Annotated in this window: 15 protein-coding genes and 1 tRNA gene; 2 read left to right on the forward strand and 14 right to left on the reverse strand. The window is 58.4% G+C overall.

Going from position 1 to position 18041, the window contains the following annotated elements; genetic code table 11:
• Positions 1–7 precede the first annotated feature (7 nt).
• The 4 genes from ABC336_RS02850 to ABC336_RS02865 all read right to left on the reverse strand — a co-directional run bounded on the left by ABC336_RS02850 (position 8) and on the right by ABC336_RS02865 (position 4172).
• Positions 8–1069, reverse strand: coding sequence for a LacI family DNA-binding transcriptional regulator (locus ABC336_RS02850; RefSeq protein ID WP_413237220.1), 1062 nt, complete (start codon positions 1067–1069; stop codon positions 8–10).
• Positions 1070–1138: 69 nt separating this feature from the next.
• Positions 1139–1852, reverse strand: coding sequence for a YwaF family protein (locus tag ABC336_RS02855; RefSeq protein ID WP_413237221.1), 714 nt, complete (start codon positions 1850–1852; stop codon positions 1139–1141).
• A 198-nt stretch (positions 1853–2050) separates the two neighbouring features.
• On the reverse strand, positions 2051–2737 hold the full coding sequence (locus ABC336_RS02860; RefSeq protein WP_413237222.1) for a response regulator: 687 nt from the start codon (positions 2735–2737) through the stop codon (positions 2051–2053).
• Positions 2738–2798: 61 nt separating this feature from the next.
• On the reverse strand, positions 2799–4172 hold the full coding sequence (locus ABC336_RS02865) for an ATP-binding protein (protein WP_413237223.1): 1374 nt from the start codon (positions 4170–4172) through the stop codon (positions 2799–2801).
• A 184-nt stretch (positions 4173–4356) separates the two neighbouring features.
• Here ABC336_RS02865 and ABC336_RS02870 point away from each other — a divergent pair.
• Positions 4357–4433, forward strand: a tRNA-Pro gene (locus ABC336_RS02870).
• Positions 4434–4618: 185 nt separating this feature from the next.
• Here the strand turns inward: ABC336_RS02870 and ABC336_RS02875 are convergent.
• From ABC336_RS02875 to ABC336_RS02900, 6 genes are all read right to left on the reverse strand, one after another.
• Positions 4619–4849 (reverse strand): hypothetical protein, encoded by a 231-nt coding sequence (locus tag ABC336_RS02875; RefSeq protein WP_413237224.1) that lies wholly within the window; start codon positions 4847–4849, stop codon positions 4619–4621.
• The gene (locus tag ABC336_RS02880) at positions 4833–5972 is read right to left on the reverse strand and encodes an FGGY family carbohydrate kinase (RefSeq protein ID WP_413237225.1); all 1140 of its coding nucleotides are present in this window, start codon (positions 5970–5972) and stop codon (positions 4833–4835) included. The genes ABC336_RS02875 and ABC336_RS02880 overlap by 17 nt, the downstream gene beginning before the upstream one ends.
• A gap of 37 nt (positions 5973–6009) precedes the next feature.
• Positions 6010–6330 carry an FGGY family carbohydrate kinase gene (locus tag ABC336_RS02885; protein WP_413237226.1) on the reverse strand — a complete coding sequence of 107 codons (321 nt, stop codon included), beginning with the start codon at positions 6328–6330 and terminating at the stop codon, positions 6010–6012.
• A gap of 12 nt (positions 6331–6342) precedes the next feature.
• Positions 6343–7299, reverse strand: coding sequence for a transketolase family protein (locus ABC336_RS02890; protein WP_413242427.1), 957 nt, complete (start codon positions 7297–7299; stop codon positions 6343–6345).
• 5 nt (positions 7300–7304) lie between these two features.
• A complete protein-coding gene (locus ABC336_RS02895) occupies positions 7305–8123 on the reverse strand; it encodes a transketolase (protein ID WP_413237227.1) in 819 nt (272 codons plus the stop codon).
• Between the two features lie 71 nt (positions 8124–8194).
• Entirely contained in the window at positions 8195–9637 is a 1443-nt protein-coding gene (locus ABC336_RS02900) for an L-fucose/L-arabinose isomerase family protein (protein WP_413237228.1), read from the reverse strand.
• Between the two features lie 350 nt (positions 9638–9987).
• Between ABC336_RS02900 and ABC336_RS02905 the strand changes: the two genes are divergently transcribed.
• Positions 9988–11052 (forward strand): LacI family DNA-binding transcriptional regulator, encoded by a 1065-nt coding sequence (locus ABC336_RS02905; RefSeq protein ID WP_413237229.1) that lies wholly within the window; start codon positions 9988–9990, stop codon positions 11050–11052.
• A gap of 169 nt (positions 11053–11221) precedes the next feature.
• Here ABC336_RS02905 and ABC336_RS02910 read toward each other — a convergent pair whose 3' ends face one another.
• The 4 genes from ABC336_RS02910 to ABC336_RS02925 form a co-directional block, all read right to left on the reverse strand.
• Positions 11222–13900: a family 78 glycoside hydrolase catalytic domain gene (locus ABC336_RS02910; RefSeq protein ID WP_413237230.1), complete on the reverse strand. Its 2679-nt coding sequence runs from the start codon at positions 13898–13900 to the stop codon at positions 11222–11224.
• Entirely contained in the window at positions 13897–14823 is a 927-nt protein-coding gene (locus ABC336_RS02915; protein ID WP_413237231.1) for a nucleoside hydrolase, read from the reverse strand. The genes ABC336_RS02910 and ABC336_RS02915 overlap by 4 nt, the downstream gene beginning before the upstream one ends.
• 201 nt (positions 14824–15024) lie before the next feature.
• Positions 15025–16398: a (Fe-S)-binding protein gene (locus ABC336_RS02920; protein WP_413237232.1), complete on the reverse strand. Its 1374-nt coding sequence runs from the start codon at positions 16396–16398 to the stop codon at positions 15025–15027.
• Positions 16391–17806, reverse strand: a complete 1416-nt coding sequence (locus ABC336_RS02925) for an FAD-linked oxidase C-terminal domain-containing protein (protein ID WP_413237233.1) — start codon at positions 17804–17806, stop codon at positions 16391–16393. Before ABC336_RS02925 ends, ABC336_RS02920 begins: the two co-directional genes overlap by 8 nt.
• Between the last annotated feature and the right edge of the window lie 235 nt (positions 17807–18041).

Below are 18041 nucleotides of genomic sequence, written 5' to 3' on the forward strand. Positions count from 1 at the left end.
AGAAGATCTACCTCTTGAAAGTAGAGTCCCTGTACAGCACCTCACCGTTGATGAGCAGCTTGTCCAGCGGATCGGACGGCTTGGCGATCCTGGCGAGCAGCCGTTCGACAGCTCTCCTGCCGAGCGTTTCCTTGGGCACATTGACGGTGGTCAGCGGAGGCCGGGACCGGTAGGCGTCCTCGATATTGTCGAAGCCGGTCACTGCCGCCTCGCCGGGCACCTCGATCCCGAGCGAGCCCAGTGCCCGCAGGACGTGGATTGCGATCATATCATTAGCACACAGCCATGCTGTCGGCAGCTCGCCTCCGGTACGCGCAGCCTCGGCCCAGGCCACGATCTCCCCTTCGGCTGCCGGCCCGGTCAGCCCGTCGATGCTGAGCAGCTTTTCCGCGCCGCCCGCAGCCGTGCCAAGCTCTTCTTCCACGGCGCTGCGAAAACCGATCCAACGGTCAGTAAAGCTGCGGGAAAATTGATGGCTGCCGACGAATTGGAGCCGTCTGTGTCCGAGACCGATCATATAGCGTGTCAGCCGATACATGCAATCGGTATTGTTGACGAATACCGTATCGGTTGGGATCAGGGCATCCTCATGATCCACCAGCACCATCGGGATCCCCATCCGGTGCACTTCAAGCAGCAGCGATGAAGAGATCACGCCGACGCCGATGAGCCCCATGATGCCTTTGGGATTGAGGATGTCCATAAAATGATCGACGCTGTGCTCGGAGACGATCAAGATCCCCAGTCCGTCTTCCTCCAGCTTGGCGGAGATGCCGTTGACTATCTTACCCCAATACGTCGACTCCCGCGTCTGGAACCGGATATTGGGCATGAGCACAATGACGATTTTTTTCTGTCTGGTGCGGGGCTTGACCCCTGCAGGAGCCGTCTCCGCCGGCCGGAGCGCCGTTGCGCTCTGTGCAAAGTACCCGAGCTGGGACGCTGCTTGGATGACGCGTTCTTTCGTCTGGTCACTGACGCCTCCTTTGCCGGAGAGCGCCTTGGAGACGACAAATTTGGATACGCCCAGGTAATCGGCGATTTGCTGCATGGAGACTTTTTTGCCCATATTCGTAGTTCAGCTGCTTTCTATAAAAGGTTATCTACTTTCCATCTATACCAGAGCGCATATCAAAAATCAAGCTAAACGCTTACCGGCTTGCGAAGCTCGGGCTGCCAGCCGGTCGACAAGCAGGAGCAGCCCGTAAAGCAGAAAACAAAGCCCCCAGACGATAAACTCCAGCTGCAGCAGGTACCACGGCCAAGGAGCTAGCAGATCCAGCATCGAACCCGTGGCCGGTTTCCGGGCCAGAAACATAAAATTGCTGCCTGTCCACAGATTGGCGAGCGCCGCCGGGACGGCGAGCACGTGGAGCCAACCGATCGCCCGCAGTACGGAACCCGCTGTCGGCCGGTAGCCTTCGACTGCCGTCATGAAGAGGCTCGCACAAATAATCGCGATATGCGCGACAAAGAAATGAAGATAGCGGAAGTGCGGAAACGTATAGTCCAGATTGGGAGTCAGGAGCGCCTGAAGCGCGCCGAGAATACCCAGAAAGAAACAGATCTCATAAAGCCTTCTGCCCTTCGAAACCAGCAGAACGGCAGACAGCAGCAGCGTCATGCTGCACAGCTGAAGGGGCCAAGCCTGCACGCTCCAGGTCCCGCTCATGATATGCCAGATCTGCAGGGCACCCTCACTGCCGAGCAATACGGCAGCCAATCCCCATCGTACGAGCCGGTTCAAGCGCGGGTGCCGCAGCCTGCCGCGCCAGAGCACGATCAGCAAGAAGCACAGCGCGCCGATAACCAGCGCAACAAGATGAGCCGTTGACAGCCATGCAAACTCCATCCTCATGTCACCCCCGATTTGCTTCCATTATCCGGTCTTCGGGTATGGATGACCAGTACCAAGGTGAAACGGCTGTCGCCGTCCTCTGGCGGCGTCGCTAGTTTCATTCCGGAGAAATATAAGCCAAGTAGATGTGTAAAACATATACTTTCTTATATTTCAAGTTCTACTGGTACTGCGGCCTAATTAGCCTCGCCGTTATTGATTGTCTTTGCTATCCTTGTGATCGAATAACCCCATCTCCCGCACTCTGCCCGCCGCTTCTTTGGAGCCGCTGAGACCCAGCTTCTTCAGCACATTGCCGATATGATTCTTGACAGTCCGGATCGAAACGAACTGCCGCTCAGCGATCTGAGACTGCGTATAGCCCTGATCGACCAGCTCCAACAGCTGCAGCTCCGACGGCGTGATTAACGATTTGAGCTTCTGCACTTCAAACTCCCGCTCCAGTTCCTTGAGTCTGCGGAACTCATCGCGCATCTGTTCCGCCGCGGCGGCACTGATCGTCGAGCGGCGCACATAGGCCGAACGGATCGCCTCCGGCAGTCCTTCATAGTCGGACTTGATCTGATAATCGATCGCACCGGCCTGGAAGGAGCCGAAGATCAGGTCCTTCTCTTCCATCGACGTGAGCATGATCACCCTGGCTCCCGTAGCTGCTCCCACCTCTTCGGCCAGCTGTACGCCCTCCGGTACGCCATGCAGCATGATGTCCATCAGTACGACATCAGCAGGAGCTTCTCCCGAGCTCAGCGCTTCCCGGATACGTTCCGGCTGATCCGTCGCAAGCGCCACCTCCAGATCGTCCTGCATCGCAAGATATGCCCGCAGACCGCGCAGCCATTCCTTGTCATCTTCGACAATCCACAGCTTGATTTTATCCATCCGCTCACCCCCTTCATCGATTGGCTCCACTTTCATTGTTCGTTTTTTCGGATTCAACCGACTAATTCTCGTCTCTTCTCGCCCGGATACTCCGTTTGGGGAACACCATCGTCGCAGTCGTGCCCTCTCCAGACCTGCTTCGCAGCAGCAATCGGCCGCCGTGCTTCCTCATGACATGATAAGCGTAGGGAATTCCCAGTCCAAAGTTGGCACCGCTGCTTCTCTTGGTCGTGTAGAACGGCTCGAAGGCTTTGCGGATCGCCTCCTTGGGCATGCCTCCTCCCGAATCCCGCACTTCGATCATCAGTTCCCGCTTGGCTTCGACCAGCTCAACCGCCAGCTCGCCCCGGCCGTTCATGGCGTCGATGCTGTTGGAGATCAGGTTGGTGAGCGCCTCCGCGACTTGCGCCGGATCGAGATGGCACTGCCAGCCTTCGCGGGTCCGTACGGTAACCGTCAGTTCCTCGGACAGCTGCCGATACGGCTTGACGGTTTCCTGGATGAGCCCGCCCAGATCTACGAGCGCAGGCTTCACAACCAGATCCTCCGTGCGTCTGTGGACCCGGCTGATCATCTGCTCGATATGCCGGGACGCCTGCAGGACGGTCTCGATATCCTCGAGCAGCTCCTGCTGCTGCGTCTGACGGGCGTAGCTCTGTATCTTCTCGCTGAACAGCTTCGCTTTGCCGATATCGTTCTTGATCGCATGGTTGAGGATTGCCGTACCGGAGGTTACCGCCCGCAGGGTCGAATCCAGCCGGCGGCGGTCGATCAGCACGCGGATGCCCAGGAACCCGTAAGTGAACAAGCCGATGATAAAGATGACAAATCCCGCTCCGACAAACCAGGTGTTGTAGACCCACATTCGCAGCATGCCAAAGCTGGGCAAAACATAATTAAGCATCATGAAGATGAGGACCGGCGGCAGCACTGCCAGACAAACGACGCCGTGGGTTCTTGCTTGCAGCGCATGCACGCTCCGTCTGGTCAGGACCAGGACGGCTCCGATCAGGATATAGGGCACGGCCCACCAGACGACGAAGCGGAATGTAATGGGGTACATCTCATTATATGGCGGCGTCGCGATCAGACTGATCATGATTGGTACGAGCAGTGCTGCCGCAATCCAAAGACGGTATCGCTGCAGTCTCCGGATGGGACGGTACGCCAGTGCGAACAACAGAAAAAAGTACGGTACCCCGTAGTATGAGCTGACAGAGGATGCCGCTTGCAACGTATAAAGCGCTTCACTAGCCGTGGTAATGCCGTAATGCTCTTCGATATAAGGAATGATGCGGTCATCCAGCAGCGCAGCCAGCGCTCCGGTCCCGCCGAAGAATGCTACGCCGCCCAGTGCGCGGTTGACTGCTGACCGGGGGTCGGAGGCGATCAGAAAGATCGTCATCGCCCATAAGGCAAGGATTACGAAGAGCATCTATCTCTTCCTTCATTAGTGAGATTTACGAATCGTTTAGCATTCATTTTGATTATACCCTGTTCCTTGCCGGGATTGAAGCCAAACGAAGAAAAAACAGTTGCATCCGCCTCATCCCCGTGCTATGATACTTTTCGTGCTTCATGACAGGGGGACGCTTTCCCTCCACATCAAGCCTTGTTATCGGGATGTAGCTCAGCTTGGTAGAGCACCTGGTTTGGGACCAGGGGGTCGCATGTTCAAATCGTGTCATCCCGACCATCCATACGTTCCCACGCAACCGCCGATTGCGATCGGCGGTTTTTTTGATTGTTGGGCCTTGCGCGAACTGAGGACAATTGTACAACTTCATTCCCCTTTCCGAAGAAGTATCCGCTTACAAGGCAGGCTACGATAGAGCCCTACTATCGTTGCTCGGGAAAGGGATTCACGCACGGAAAAGGAGACTAAGCATAGCTAGCCTCCTTCTCCGCTCCGCCGCCATACAGCGTGCTCTCGGGGAGAGAGCTTGCAGTGCTGTTTGAAATGCCTGATCCAGAGCTCCGGCTCATGGCGGCCCCTGGGCTGCCATCGCTCGCTTGCCATTTGCCCCCGGTGCACACATGCTTGCCGAGCAATTCTTCGCCGCCTCGCGGCAGGCTAGTCGTCGCTGCTTCCTCCTCACTTCGCCTGCGCAAGCAGCCGATCGCTTCTCACTCTCGCCACCGCCTGTTGCCAGCCGGCATACCCCGTATCGGCCGCAGCCCGGGAGCAGCCAGGGAGATAACGCGTCGCCTGCCGCGACAGTGTGTCCAGCTCGGCTTCGTGGCGCCACACGCCCGCTGTCAAGCCGCCCAGATAGCAGGAGCCCATCGCAGACAGCTCCGCGACATCGGAGCAGACGAGTTCTGCCTGCAGGATATCCGCCTGCAGCTGCATCAGATATCCGCTGGAGCTCGCGCCTCCATCCGCCTGGATCTTCGCCAGCCGGATGCCCGCTTCGTCGGCAAACAGCTCCGCCGCATCCCGGATCTGATAGGCGATGCTCTCGTACCCCGCCCGGATCAGATGAGCACGTGTCGCGCCCCGGCTCAGACCGACCACTGCTGCCCGTGCATCCGCATCCCAGTAAGGCGCGCCCAATCCTGCGAATGCCGGGACCACATATACACCTTCATTATGATGGAGACCGGACGCTAACTGCACAGCTTCTTCAAAGCTGTCGAACAACCCCAGATTATCCCTCAGCCATTTCATCGTATCGCCAGAGCTATGGATGATGCCTTCGAGCGCATAATGAACTTCGCTGCCGATCGCCCAGGCTACTGCTGTGACGAGGCCGCTGCTTGACGAGAGCGGCTTCTTACCGGTGTAGGCGAGCACGGAGGAGCCGGTACCGTATGTGACTTTGGCCATCCCGGGCTGCCGGCAGCGCTGTCCGTACAAGGCGCCCTGCGAATCGCCGATCAAGCCGCAGACCGGTACGCGTTGGGCCCCGGGCAGCTCAGATGCCGCTGGATAACCTGCGATTTCGGTGCTTGAGATGATCCGGGGCAGCTCGAGTCCCTCAAGACCGAACAATGCTTTGAGCTCCTCATCCCACTGCTTCGTCTGCAGATTGTAGAGCGAAGTGCGGCTCGCATTGGTATGATCCGTTACATAAGCCGCTCCCCCGGTCAGCTTCCACACCAGCCAGCTGTCCATCGTACCCGCCATCAGACGGCTCTGCGGCGGCAGATTTGGCACATGCCGCAGGATCCAGGAGATCTTGCCGGCAGAGAAATAAGGGTCCAGGAGCAGCCCGGTCCGGCTGCGCACCATCGGTTCGGCGCCTTGCTCCTTGAGGAACCGGCAAGCTTCAAGTCCGGCGGCACTGCCAGACGATCGCCGGATAGACCGGGGAGCCGGTCTGCCTGTCCCAGACGACGGCCGTCTCCCGCTGATTGGTGATCGTGAGCGCCGCGATCCGATCCCAGCCGATACCGAGTCTCTCCATGACTTGCCGGATCAACTGCCTGACATTGGCATAGATCTCTTCCGGATCATGCTCCACCCAGCCGGGACGCGGGTACAGCTGACGGTGCTCGGCAGCCCTGCTGGCGACGATGCAGCCGGCTTCATCGATGAGCAGCGCTTTCGTACCCGAGGTGCTTTGATCGACCGTTAATATATATCTCACCCTGCCACCGCCTTATCGCGCTTGCTTCAGCAAGTCCGTCGCCAGCTCGCAGATATGCGGTACGCTGATGCCATAGTGCTCGAACAGCTCGGCAGTTTTGCCGGTGATCGCTGGTTCGTCTGCAATACCGACGATCCGTACCGGAACAGGACGATGCTGGACCACGATCTCGGCGACGGCTGCGCCGAGCCCGCCGTGGATGCTGTGCTCCTCCAGCGTGATGATCCCCGCCGTCTCCGCTGCCGCGCGCCGGATCGCTTCTGCATCGAGCGGCTTGATCGTATGCATGTTGAGCACCCGGCACTTCACGCCTTCGGCCGCCAGGCTATCGGCTGCATCCAGCGCCACCCGCACCGTCTCGCCCGCTGCCACGATCGTCACTGCGTCACCCTGGCGCAGCTCGACTGCTTTGCCGAACTCAAAAGGAATCTCTTCGGACGACGCATAGCAGTCCTGCACAGGATTGCGGCCGATCCGCATATAGACGCCGCCCTGATGCTCCAGCATCGCCTCGGTCGCTCTCCGGGTCTCGTGCCGGTCTGCCGGCAGGATAACGGTCAGTCCCGGGATCGCCCGCATCACTGCGATGTCCTGAAGCGAGTGATGGGACATGCCGAGCGCCCCGTAGCTGACCCCGCCGCTGATGCCGATCAGCTTGACGTTTGTACCCGAATAGGCGACATCAACCTTGATCTGCTCGATCGATCGCATGCTGAGGAAGCAAGCCGGCGACGCGACGAACGGTTTTTTGCCGCTAGCGGCAAGACCGGCGGCGATGCCGACGATATTTTGCTCCGCAATCCCCGTCTCAACGAACTGCTCCGGATAGGCTGCGGCAAACGGAGCCATGGCTGCCGAGCCGCGAGAGTCGCTGGCCAGGACGACGATATCCTTGTCTTCCTCTGCCATCGCCAGCAACGTCTCGCAGATCACTTGGCGGTTGGCGATTTTATTGGTAGTGACTGTCATGGCCTTCACCCGACTTCCTTGGATAATTCGGCGAGCGCCCGCGAGAGCTCCTCGTCGCTTGGTACATGGTGATGCCAGTGAGGCACATTCTCGGCAAAGGAGACACCTTTGCCTTTGACCGTATTGGCGATGATCAGGGACGGCTTGCCGCCCGCAGACGGCAGACTGCGGAGCAGCTCCGCGAGGGCGGCAACATCGTTGCCGTCCACCTCGTGAACCGTCCAGCCGAAGCTCTGCCATTTGTCCCGGAGCGGCTCCAGCGCCATCACGTCCTCCGTGCTGCCGCTGATCTGCAGCCGGTTGCGGTCGACGATGCCGACAAGCGTATCGAGCTTGTAATGCGCCGCCGCCATCGCCGCTTCCCAGACCGAGCCTTCGGCGAGCTCGCCATCGCCCATCAGCGTGTAGGTGCGGTAGGCGCGGCCATCCATCCTGCCGGCCAGCGCGATGCCGACAGAGATCGAGAGTCCGTGGCCGAGCGCGCCTGTATTCATCTCGATGCCGGGCACTTTATTGTTGGGGTGGCCGATCAGCCGGGAGCCGAACCGGGAGTAAGTCTCCAGCTCTTCCGACGGGAAAAAGCCCTTGTCGGCGAGGATGCAGTAAAGAGATTCTACCGAATGCCCCTTGCTGGCGATAAACCGGTCGCGATCCGCCCAGTCCGGGCGGGCGGGATCAATGTTCATCACGTTGTAATAAAGAACGGTCAGGATATCGGTATTGCTAAGTGATCCTCCTGTATGCCCTGTCTTGGCGCCATGGATCATCCTCAATAAGTCCATGCGGATCTGAGCCGCTTTGCTTTTCAACTCCTGCTTATCCATCTGCCCCTCTCCCTTCCGCTTGTGGGGCGCATAGACGCGGTTGACATGCTCCTCCCGCTAGAATGCGCCTATTAATGCGAGCCGCGCAGCCACGCCTGAATCTCCTGCTCCGTCGGATCCACCGGATCCGCCTGCAGTCCCGGGATATATTTGCAGGCTTCGAACAGAACTGGCACGATATCGGCATGGATGCCCACAGCGTGATGGACATAAGGTCCTTCCACCAGCTTATGCTCCCACAACGGCCAGTCGTTGACCTCCACCCACACATATGAGCCTCTTGTGAAAGGTCCTTCGATGCCCTTCGCACGTCCGAGGAACAGCGAGTACTCGCCATGGTCGCCGTCGAAGCGCACGATACTTATGCTGCCTCCGCGAATCTCACCTTCATGCGTGCCCGGCGAATGGTCGTCGAACAGGAAATGCTTGCGGAGCTTCGGCTTGTCGCCTTTTTCCTGCTCAACAGACAGGCTGACGGGAAAGTTGCCGCAATGGAACAGCAGCTCCCCGTTAGGGTTATCCGGATGACGGATCGTCAGGTCGGCGAAGAAGGTCGGCGTCTGATTAAGCGCAGCGGCTTGAGCCAGGATCGATGTGATCGCGCCGTGGATATCGGTCTCGCATGTCACCGGAATCTGCTCATCTGTGAGAATCGCATTGGCCAGACAAGGCATGATGCCCATCGCATCCTGCAGCGAAGACCAGCATTGGATGGCGATAGCTGTACTTCTCGTGTCGCTGGCATATCGTTTCATGGCTGTCTTGAGAGCGGCGATGCGGCGGACCGCTTCATCCGTCACCTCGGACGTATCGAGCGCCCTTCTGATGTAAGCGATGGCTTCTTGCAGCTCAGGCGAGTCGCCCTTCTCTATCTTGGTAGTGGCGCGCTGGATATCCACCAGCGTGATCGGGTGCAGCTCGATGCCGAAGCGCTCCAGCAATTCGCCTTCATTGCACATCATCGTCCAAAAAGACGACGGACGCGGGCCGATCTGCAGGATGCGCAGCTCCCGGAAAGCTTTGACCGCATGAGCAGCACCGATGAAGTTGACGAATCCGCGTTCGAACACCGGGTCATCGATGCGACTGTTCGTAATATAGGTGAAAGGCACGTTGAAGCGTCTGAGCACCTTGCCGGTGGCGAACAGCCCGCATTGCGTATCCCGCAAGCGCATGCCGTCTTCGAGCGGCGCTTCGTCGCGCGGACCCCAGAGCAGGACAGGCACGCCCAGCGCTTTGCCTACCCTTGCGACCGTATCTTCCGTGCCGAAGTTACAGTGCGGAAAAAACACAGCGTCAACTTTGACCGCCCGGAACCGCTCGATGATCGCCTCGGCGCCAATCAGATCGTCAAACAACAATCCTTCCTCATTGATGCCCTCCAAATCCACGATGTCAATATCAAGGCCGAAGCTCTCGATTTGTTCGCGGATCAGCACCTTATAACGGTGAGCATCCTCCGTGCTGAATACAAAACGACGCGTGGGGGCATACCCCAATGTAAATCTGGCCACAACATCCACTCCCTCGGCAAACATCCCTTCGACTAAACCATTACTAAAAAAATATTAATCACACATCTACATTCAACCCAAGCAATCGCTTTCAAAGAAAACGTTTAGCTAATACTATCATGATAATTTATATTCGGTCAATTTTATTTTATATAAAACGATCTGTTTTTTAGTTCCGACTTCAAACACATGATCGTCTCATCGAGAGGCAATGAAGCGGCCTTCACCCATAAGAAGGCCGATTAATTACGATCTATAGCGTTTGATCCAGAAAAGATTTAGGTAATTCGGTTGTATATTTTAGTTGCACATAGTAAGATTTAGTTAGCCATTAAGGAGGGATTCGCCCTTTGATCAAAATCGAAGATATCGCAAAATATGCCAACGTATCCAAATCCGCTGTGTCTCTGGCTCTGAACGGCAAGCCGGGGATCAGCCAGCAGACCCGGGCCAATATTCTGCGCATCGTCAAGGAAACCGGCTACGTCCATCGTACAAGCCGTACTGAGAAGCAGCACGCCACTGGCACCGCTTTGCGGTTTGTCGCTTGTACGCATGCCGGGATCGTCCTGGAGCATTTTAACCAGCAGCCTTTCTTCATGGAGCTGATCCATTATATCGAGGATAAATGTCGCAAACGCGGCTTATCCCTGCTCGTCCACGCTCTGCCCGCCGACGAGGCGGAGGCCGGGATCGCCGCTTTGGAGCAGGACCAGCCTTCGCAGGGGATCATCCTGCTCGGCACCAACCTGACCAAGCTACAGGTCGAAGCGCTCGCCGCCCGTCACCGGAACCTGATCGTGCTGGACACGTGCCACGATACGCTCAGCGCCAACTTCGTCGTCATGAACAACACGCAAGGCGCCCATCAGGCTGCCGGTCACCTGGCAGAGCAAGGGCACAAGAGGATCGGGCTCGTGCAGTCGCAAGTCCGTATGCACAACTTTGACGCCCGCAAGCAAGGCTTCCTCCAGGCATTGGCGAGTGCCGGCCAGGAGGTCCGCGACGAAGACGTCTTCACCGTCTCGCCAACTGTCGTCACCTCGCAGCCAGATCTCGTGGAAGCGCTCCGCAGCCGTCTCGAAGATCTGCCGACCGCCTTGTTCTGCGAATGCGACTATATCGCAATCAGTGTCATCAAAACGCTTGGCGAGCTGGGCTTGCGGGTGCCGCACGACATATCTGTCGTCGGTTTTGACAACATTCACGAGTCAGTCGTGATCTCTCCTGAGCTGACGACCATCCATGTCGAGAAGGAAGCGATGGCCGAGCTTGCGGTAGCCAGACTGATGGAGCCGGCGTCGATTATGCCGGGCATCACCAGCAAGACTGTGGTTGATACCCGTCTTGTCGTCCGCAAATCTTCTCAAGCCCCGCCAGTCGCCTCCCGCGGCTCAGTGACCGCCCAGCCTTAACCGGTGCGATGGATCGGATGCCGATCTGCCGCTGTGGTCCGCTCAGCTCCTCGCTGGGCGGCGCTTCACAGCGGCTTTTTTTTGCGTGCGGAGGGTGGCCGCGCCAACGGCGAGCAGCCGGACCCCAGGGGATCCGGCTTCATGCTCTTTATTCTTGGAGGCCAGTACGCTACTGCAACACAGCTGATCGCTCGCAGACGATCGTGTAGCTGCCCGACCCGACATGGAGCACGGTCTCCTCTTCACCGGTACGAATCAGGCGGCAATCGCCATCCTCGGCTGGCTGTGCCCCATCGACAGTCACCTGGCGGCCAGGCACATGGACCTCGGCGGTCGTTCCTGGCGGGATCGTGACTTGCAGCTTGAGTGTACCGTCCTCCTGAAGCTCCCACTCGCTCCTGATCGTACCGTACAACGATTCGTATGATGCCTTGACCCAGGTCAGACGGCCGCCGGGACGCGGCTTGATCAGCGTATGGCGGAAGCCCGGTGCAGACGGGTCGGCCTCGATACCGGCCATGTAGCGGTACATCCACTCGCCCACGGAACCTAGCGAATAGTGATTGAACGAGTTCATCGACGGTGTCTGGAAGCCTTTGTGCTCGGTCCAGCCGTCCCAACGCTCCCAGATCGTCGTGGCGCCGTGCTTGATCGAATACATCCAGGACGGGAAGGATTCCTGCGTCAGCAGCTCATAAGCGACATCCAGTCGGCCGTTATCCGTCAGCGCCGGCAGCAGATAGCCGACCCCGAGGAAGCCTGTCGACAGCCGGCTGCCGCGGAGGCGGATATCCGATACCAGATGCTCGAGCGCCTTGCTGTGGAGTTCCCCCTCGAGCAGTCCGAATTGCAGCGCCAGCACATAGACGGTCTGCGTATCGCCGTGGATACGTCCGTCTTCGCTTACGAAGGCGCGGCGGAAGGCCTCTGCAATTTCGCCGAACAACCCTTCATAATGCGCCTTGTCCTCCTGTTTGCCCAGGACGCCGGCAATCCGCGAGAGCAGTTTGGTGCTGTAGCCGAAATACGCTGTAGCCAGCACCTCATTCGGCGTATCCGCATCGATCGACAGCCAGTCTGCATAGTTGGCATAGCCGGGACGCACGAGCTCCTCGCTGTTGCTCCGCAAATATTCGACCCAGCGGACCATCGCATCGTAATGACGCTCCAGTACCTGCGTGTCGCCATACATCAGATAGAGCGTCCATGGGATGATGACGCCGGCGTCGCCCCAGCCCGAATTGTCCGGCGCGTACCAGTTCAGCCGCGTATTCCACATTTTGAACCGGCTCCAGCCGCCGTCCGGCGCGACATCCGTGAAGGCTCCGGAAGGCTGCTGCGCGTCGATCAAGTCCCATACATACTTGGTAAAGAACCTCGACACATCCATATTGTAGGACGCGGTCCGGGCAAAGATCTGGGCATCCCCCGTCCAGCCCAGCCGCTCGTCGCGCTGCGGGCAATCGGTCGGCACGGAGAGGAAGTTGCCCCGTTGTCCCCAGGTAATATTGCTGTACAATTGATTGACCATTGCATCCGAAGTTTCCAGCCGTCCCGTAACCGGCGTGTCCGAGTGCACGACCTTGCCCGTAATATCGTCCAATGACGGCACGCCGGGATAGCCGATCACCTCGACATATCGGAAGCCCTGGAACGTAAAGTGCGGCTCATACCGCTCCTCGCCTTCCCCCTTCATCACATAATGATTCTGCTGAACGGCCTTCCGCAGATTGTCCAGATAGAGCGTGCCGTCCGGCTTCAGCACTTCGGCATGACTTAGCGTAATCCTGGTGCCCCGCAGCCCGGAAGCCTTCACTTCCGTCCAGCCGACCATATTCTGTCCCATGTCAAAAATGTACGTCCCGGCAGCCGTCTTCCTGACGTCGATCGGACGGACCGTCTCGGTGATCCGGACAGGCGGTTCGACCATCGATACCAGCAGGCCATTGTAGCCCGGACGGACATCCGGCTGCTCCCAGAACGAATCGTCATATCCCGACCGGCTCCAATCGCCCAGCTCCAGCCGCGCATCGTAGCTCTCTCCCTTGATCATATCCGAGTAAATGATCGGTCCGCGCGCGGTCTTCCAGGTACTGTCCGTCACGACGATGTCTTTGGTGCCGTCCGTATACTCGATGACCAGCTGCAGGAGGAAAAACGGCCGTTCGCCGTATACCTTGCTGCCCAGCATGCCGACGGTGCCGGCATACCAGCCATCGCCCAGGATGGCTCCGACAGCGTTGCCGCCCTCCACCACATGGTCCGTGACGTCCAGCGTCTGCACCTGGGTCCGCTTGTCATAATCGGTCCAGCCCGGGGCAAACAGCTCGCCGACAACTTGACCGTTGATCTGCAGCTGATAGAGACCAAGCGCCGTAGCATAAGCAGTCGCTCGGCCGATCGCCCCTTTGGTCTCAAATGCTTTGCGGACATAAGGCGAAGGCTGCAGCTCCACACCGGGTTCCGTCTTGCGTCCGACCCATTTGGCTTTCCAACTGATACGCTCCAGCAACCCCATAGACCAATAGGCCGGCTCGCTCCAAGGCGAGACGTTACCGGCGCCGTCCCAAACCCTGACCTTCCAGTAATAAAGCCTCTCCGACTGCAGCGGCTGTCCGGCATACAACACATGAGTGGATGCTGCGGATTCCACCTTGCCGCTGTCCCACACATCCCCTTCATCGCGCTGCAAGACGGCCGCATCCGATGCGACCAGGATCTGATAAGCGGCTTGCGCTGCCGAACGCGCATCGGACTGCAGCTGCCAGAACAGCCGGGGAGTCCTGGTGTCGAGACCGAGCGGATTCACCCTGTACTCCGTCTTGCAGTTCACGGCTTGCACAGTCATTTCAATCCCTCCAGTTCCTTGTATCTCTCCGCCCATAATTGCAGTTTGGCGTACATGTCCTCCAGGATAAATCGAGAATCGACGTAACGGTATACCCGTAACTGGCGTGGCGCGCCTGCGGGACGCTCCCCATAGCTCAAATCTTCTCGTACGTATGGCGGATCAACCAGATCGTAATCGTCATCATGATCATCAAGCAGCAGCCCCACCGCAGGCGAATCGCCGAGATGCCACATCTCCCCTTTGGGCCAGCGGGGCCCGTGATGAGGCAAATGATTAAACGCGTCCAGTTGATCATACAGGTAACGTCCGATTTCGCCATATGGACGTACGCGGACAGCTAACTCTGCCAGGGAGACACGCATCATTTTGTAGACGTTCTTCGGCACCTGCCAGAGCGGGATCGGGGAACCAAAGACGACATTGGCTGCGTGACGGTCAATCCCCATATTGAACTCCGTCCCGCCCTCGGGATAGGCGCCTCCGCCGATCCAGATCACCGTCAGCCGGTCCGCAATGCGCGGCTCATGCAGATAAGCGGCTGCCAGATCGGTAAGGGTGCCGAGGAAGATCGCATAGAGCGGCGTGTCGTCTTCCTTAAGCGCCTCCCTGATGATCAGCTCGGCGCCTTCAGACATTACTGGCGTCTCTTCATCCGGCAGCGCCCCAGTGGCGCCGCGAAAAACTTTGGAAGCGCTTTCCATACGCATCAAGCGCATCACTTTACGGATTTCTGCGTAAGATTCCTCCATGGTCGTTTCCGTACGGGTGCCGAAATGCGCGGCAATGATGCCGGCGATCCGAAACCGCGGCGTTAGCAGAGCATGGGCAATGGCGTACTGGTCATCGGCTTCGTTTTTGGCATCCGTGTTGATGATCAGTCGAATCCGCTTGCTCTCGGGCACATCAAAAGGCATCAACATGATATGTATCCCCTTTCACAAAACAATGAAGGTTCGTATACTAAACAGTTTTAGTCTTTGCAAGGCATGAATTTCGTTTCAATCCATGAATTATCGTATCATGACGTCAATTTATCGTCAATGTTTTTTCTATAAATTTAGTTATGCGGAAACTAAAATTTAGTCACCCTCCAGGACAGCTGTCTTGGAGGGTAACTGGTGTCAAATCGGTCTAACGAGCCTGTCATGAAGGAAATCAACAATATGCTGGGTCTCACGCCCCCCGCCATGCCGCCGGTCGCCCAGCTTCATCTGCAGCAGGCAGCCAGGGTTGCTGGTGAGGACGACAGCAGCGCCGGTCGACTCGACCTGCGACATTTTGGCCTCCAGCAGTTGACCAGCCATCTCTGGCTGAGTAATGTTATATATCCCTGCTGATCCGCAGCAGCGGTCCGCTTCCGGGAGCTCGACGTACGTCACGCCCTCGACACTTCGCATCAAGGCGCGAGGCGCATCGGAGGAGCGCATCACGTTGCGCAGATGGCATGAATCCTGATAAGTGATCCGGACGCCGCCATCCCCGGCAGGCGCTGCCGACGTGTCGCAGAAGCTCGGCAGTCTGCCGTGACGCACCAGCAGCTCGCTCACATCGATGACACGGGAAGCAAACCACCTGGCGCCCTCCTCCCAGTCCCTGTCCCGGTGCAGCAGATGGTCGTATTCGACCAGACTGGCTCCGCAGCCGCCGGCATTGGAGACGATATACTCCACGCCGGCTTCTTGGAAAGCTCTTATGTTGCCGCGTGCGAGCGCACGCGCGTCCTCTGTCTCCCCGCTATGCGCGTGAAGCGCACCGCAGCAGTTCTGGGTTTCGGGGATGATCACCTCAAACCCCGCCGCTGTCAGCAGCTCTACCGTCTTGACGTTGGTATCTGTGAACATGACATCCATAATACAGCCCCTGAACAACCCTACCACGGCCACTCGCTCGCCCTTGGCCGGATGACGGGCGCCGATCCGGTCGATGACGCCTTTGCCCGATGCCTCGGGAAGGATCGACTCCATCTCGGCCAGATGAGCCGGCAGCAGCTTCAGCATGCCGCTCCCGCGCGCCAGCCGCTGCAGACCCGTGCGCTGATAGAGTGCCATGGCTCCGCCGAGCAGCTGCATCCGCTTCTGCTTGGGGAATACGCCGCGGAACATCGTCTTGCGCAGCCCCTTTACCCACCAGCGGTGGCTGTCCGTATGATCCTCGATGGCGTCTCGAGTCTGCTCGATCAGCTGGCCGTACTTGACATCCGCTGGACAAGCGGGCTCGCAGGCGCGGCAGCCGAGACAGTGATTCATCTGTTCCTCGAATGCGGCATCCGGGTCCATGATCCCGTCGGCCACCGCCTTCATCAGGGCGATCCTGCCTCGCGGCGACTCGGCTTCGATCCCGGTCTCGCGGAACGTCGGACAAGCCGGCAGGCAAAAGCCGCAGCGCATACAGTTGGTCAGCTGATCCTCATCGAGTCGCAGCCGGAGTTTCTCGGCAAGCGGATTAAGCTTTGTAAGATCATTTGATGCCTCGGGTTTTATCTTCGTCTCAGCCACGGTCGATCACCACCCTTCTGCGAGCCGATTTGGCGAACAGCTTGCCGGGATTAAGCAGATGATGGGGATCAAAGGTGTTCTTGATACCCTGCATGAGCGAGATTCCTTCGCTGCCCACCTTCCACTCCAGGTAAGGCGCCTTGACGATCCCGACGCCGTGCTCGCCCGTAATGGTACCGCCAAGGGCGATCGCCGCTTCGAAGATCTCGGCGAACGCTTCCTCGACCCGGTGGATCTCCTCCGGATCTCGGGCATCCGTCGTCGCTGTCGGGTGCAGGTTGCCGTCACCGGCATGCCCGAATGTACAGATGTTCACGTCATACTTGCTGGCGATCCGATTGATCTCCAGCACCATGTCAGCGATCTTGGACCGGGGGACTGTCGCGTCTTCGAGGATCGTCGTCGGACGCAAGCGTGCCAGAGCGGTAAAGGCGCTGCGCCTGGCCGTCATCAGCTTGAGCGCCTGCTCCGCATCCTCCGCAACAGCGACACGGTCGGCGTTCTCAGCCTCGCAGATGGAGGCGATGAGCGCGATATCCCGCTCCACTGTCTCCGGCTCCCCGTCCTGCTCGATCAGCAGGATCGCCGTCATATCGAGCGGCAGGCCAAGGCCGGCGAACGCATCGACGACCCGGATCGTCGGATTGTCCAAAAATTCGAGTGTTGCCGGAATGATCCGGTGCTCGATAATTTTGGACACTGTACGTGCAGCGTCATACAGGTCGCTGTACATCGCCAGCATCGTTTTCTTCGCTTTGGGCGGCGGGATCAGCTTCAACGTCGCTTCCGTAATGACCGCCAGCGTCCCTTCCGAGCCGACGAGCAGCTTGGTCAGATCATAGCCCGCTACATCCTTCATCAGCTTGCCCCCGGTGCGGATAATCTCGCCGCTGGCGAGTACGGCTTCCAGACCGATGACATAGTCCTTGGTCGTCCCGTACTTCAGTCCGCGCAGGCCGCCCGAGCACTCGGCGATATTGCCGCCGATCGTCGAGATCGCCATACTGCTCGGGTCGGGCGGGTAGAATAGCCCCAGAGCCTCCACATGGGCAATGAACTGCTTGGTGATGAGCCCGGGCTGCACCGTTGCTGTCAGATTCTCCTGATCTACCTCCAGCAGACGGTTCATCCGATGCATGACCATGACGACTCCGCCCTGCACGGGGACGGTGCCGCCGCACAGATTGGTTCCTGAACCGCGGCTGACGAGGGGGATCCTATGCTGGCTGAGCACCTTCATCACAGCGGACACCTGCGCCGTATCTGCGGGGTAGACGACCGCATCCGGCAGCGCCTGCAGCATCGGCGTGCCGTCATACGAATGCGTGACCAGCGTTTGCTGGTCATCCTTGAATCCATCTTTACCGAGCACTGACGTCAGCGCCGAACGTATTTCTTCCTTCAACACACCTCGTACCCTCCCATAGCCACCCAACCTCTCAACTGCAATTGATCAGGTCATCTGATGACTTTTGTTTGGGTTTAGTATACACTAAAATTAGAAGACAGCAAATAGCAGCTTATTGAAAAGGGACGGCGAGGTGCGGAATCGTGCTTGAACCACGCTTTCTGGAAGAAAGCGGCTCCGGGAGCATATGCTTCGAAACGCTCGCCTTTGTCCCCGGATTTCTCTACATAAAGAA

The organism is Paenibacillus jepli, assembly GCF_047238105.1.
In the GTDB taxonomy this organism is placed as follows: Bacteria; Bacillota; Bacilli; order Paenibacillales; family Paenibacillaceae; genus Paenibacillus_D.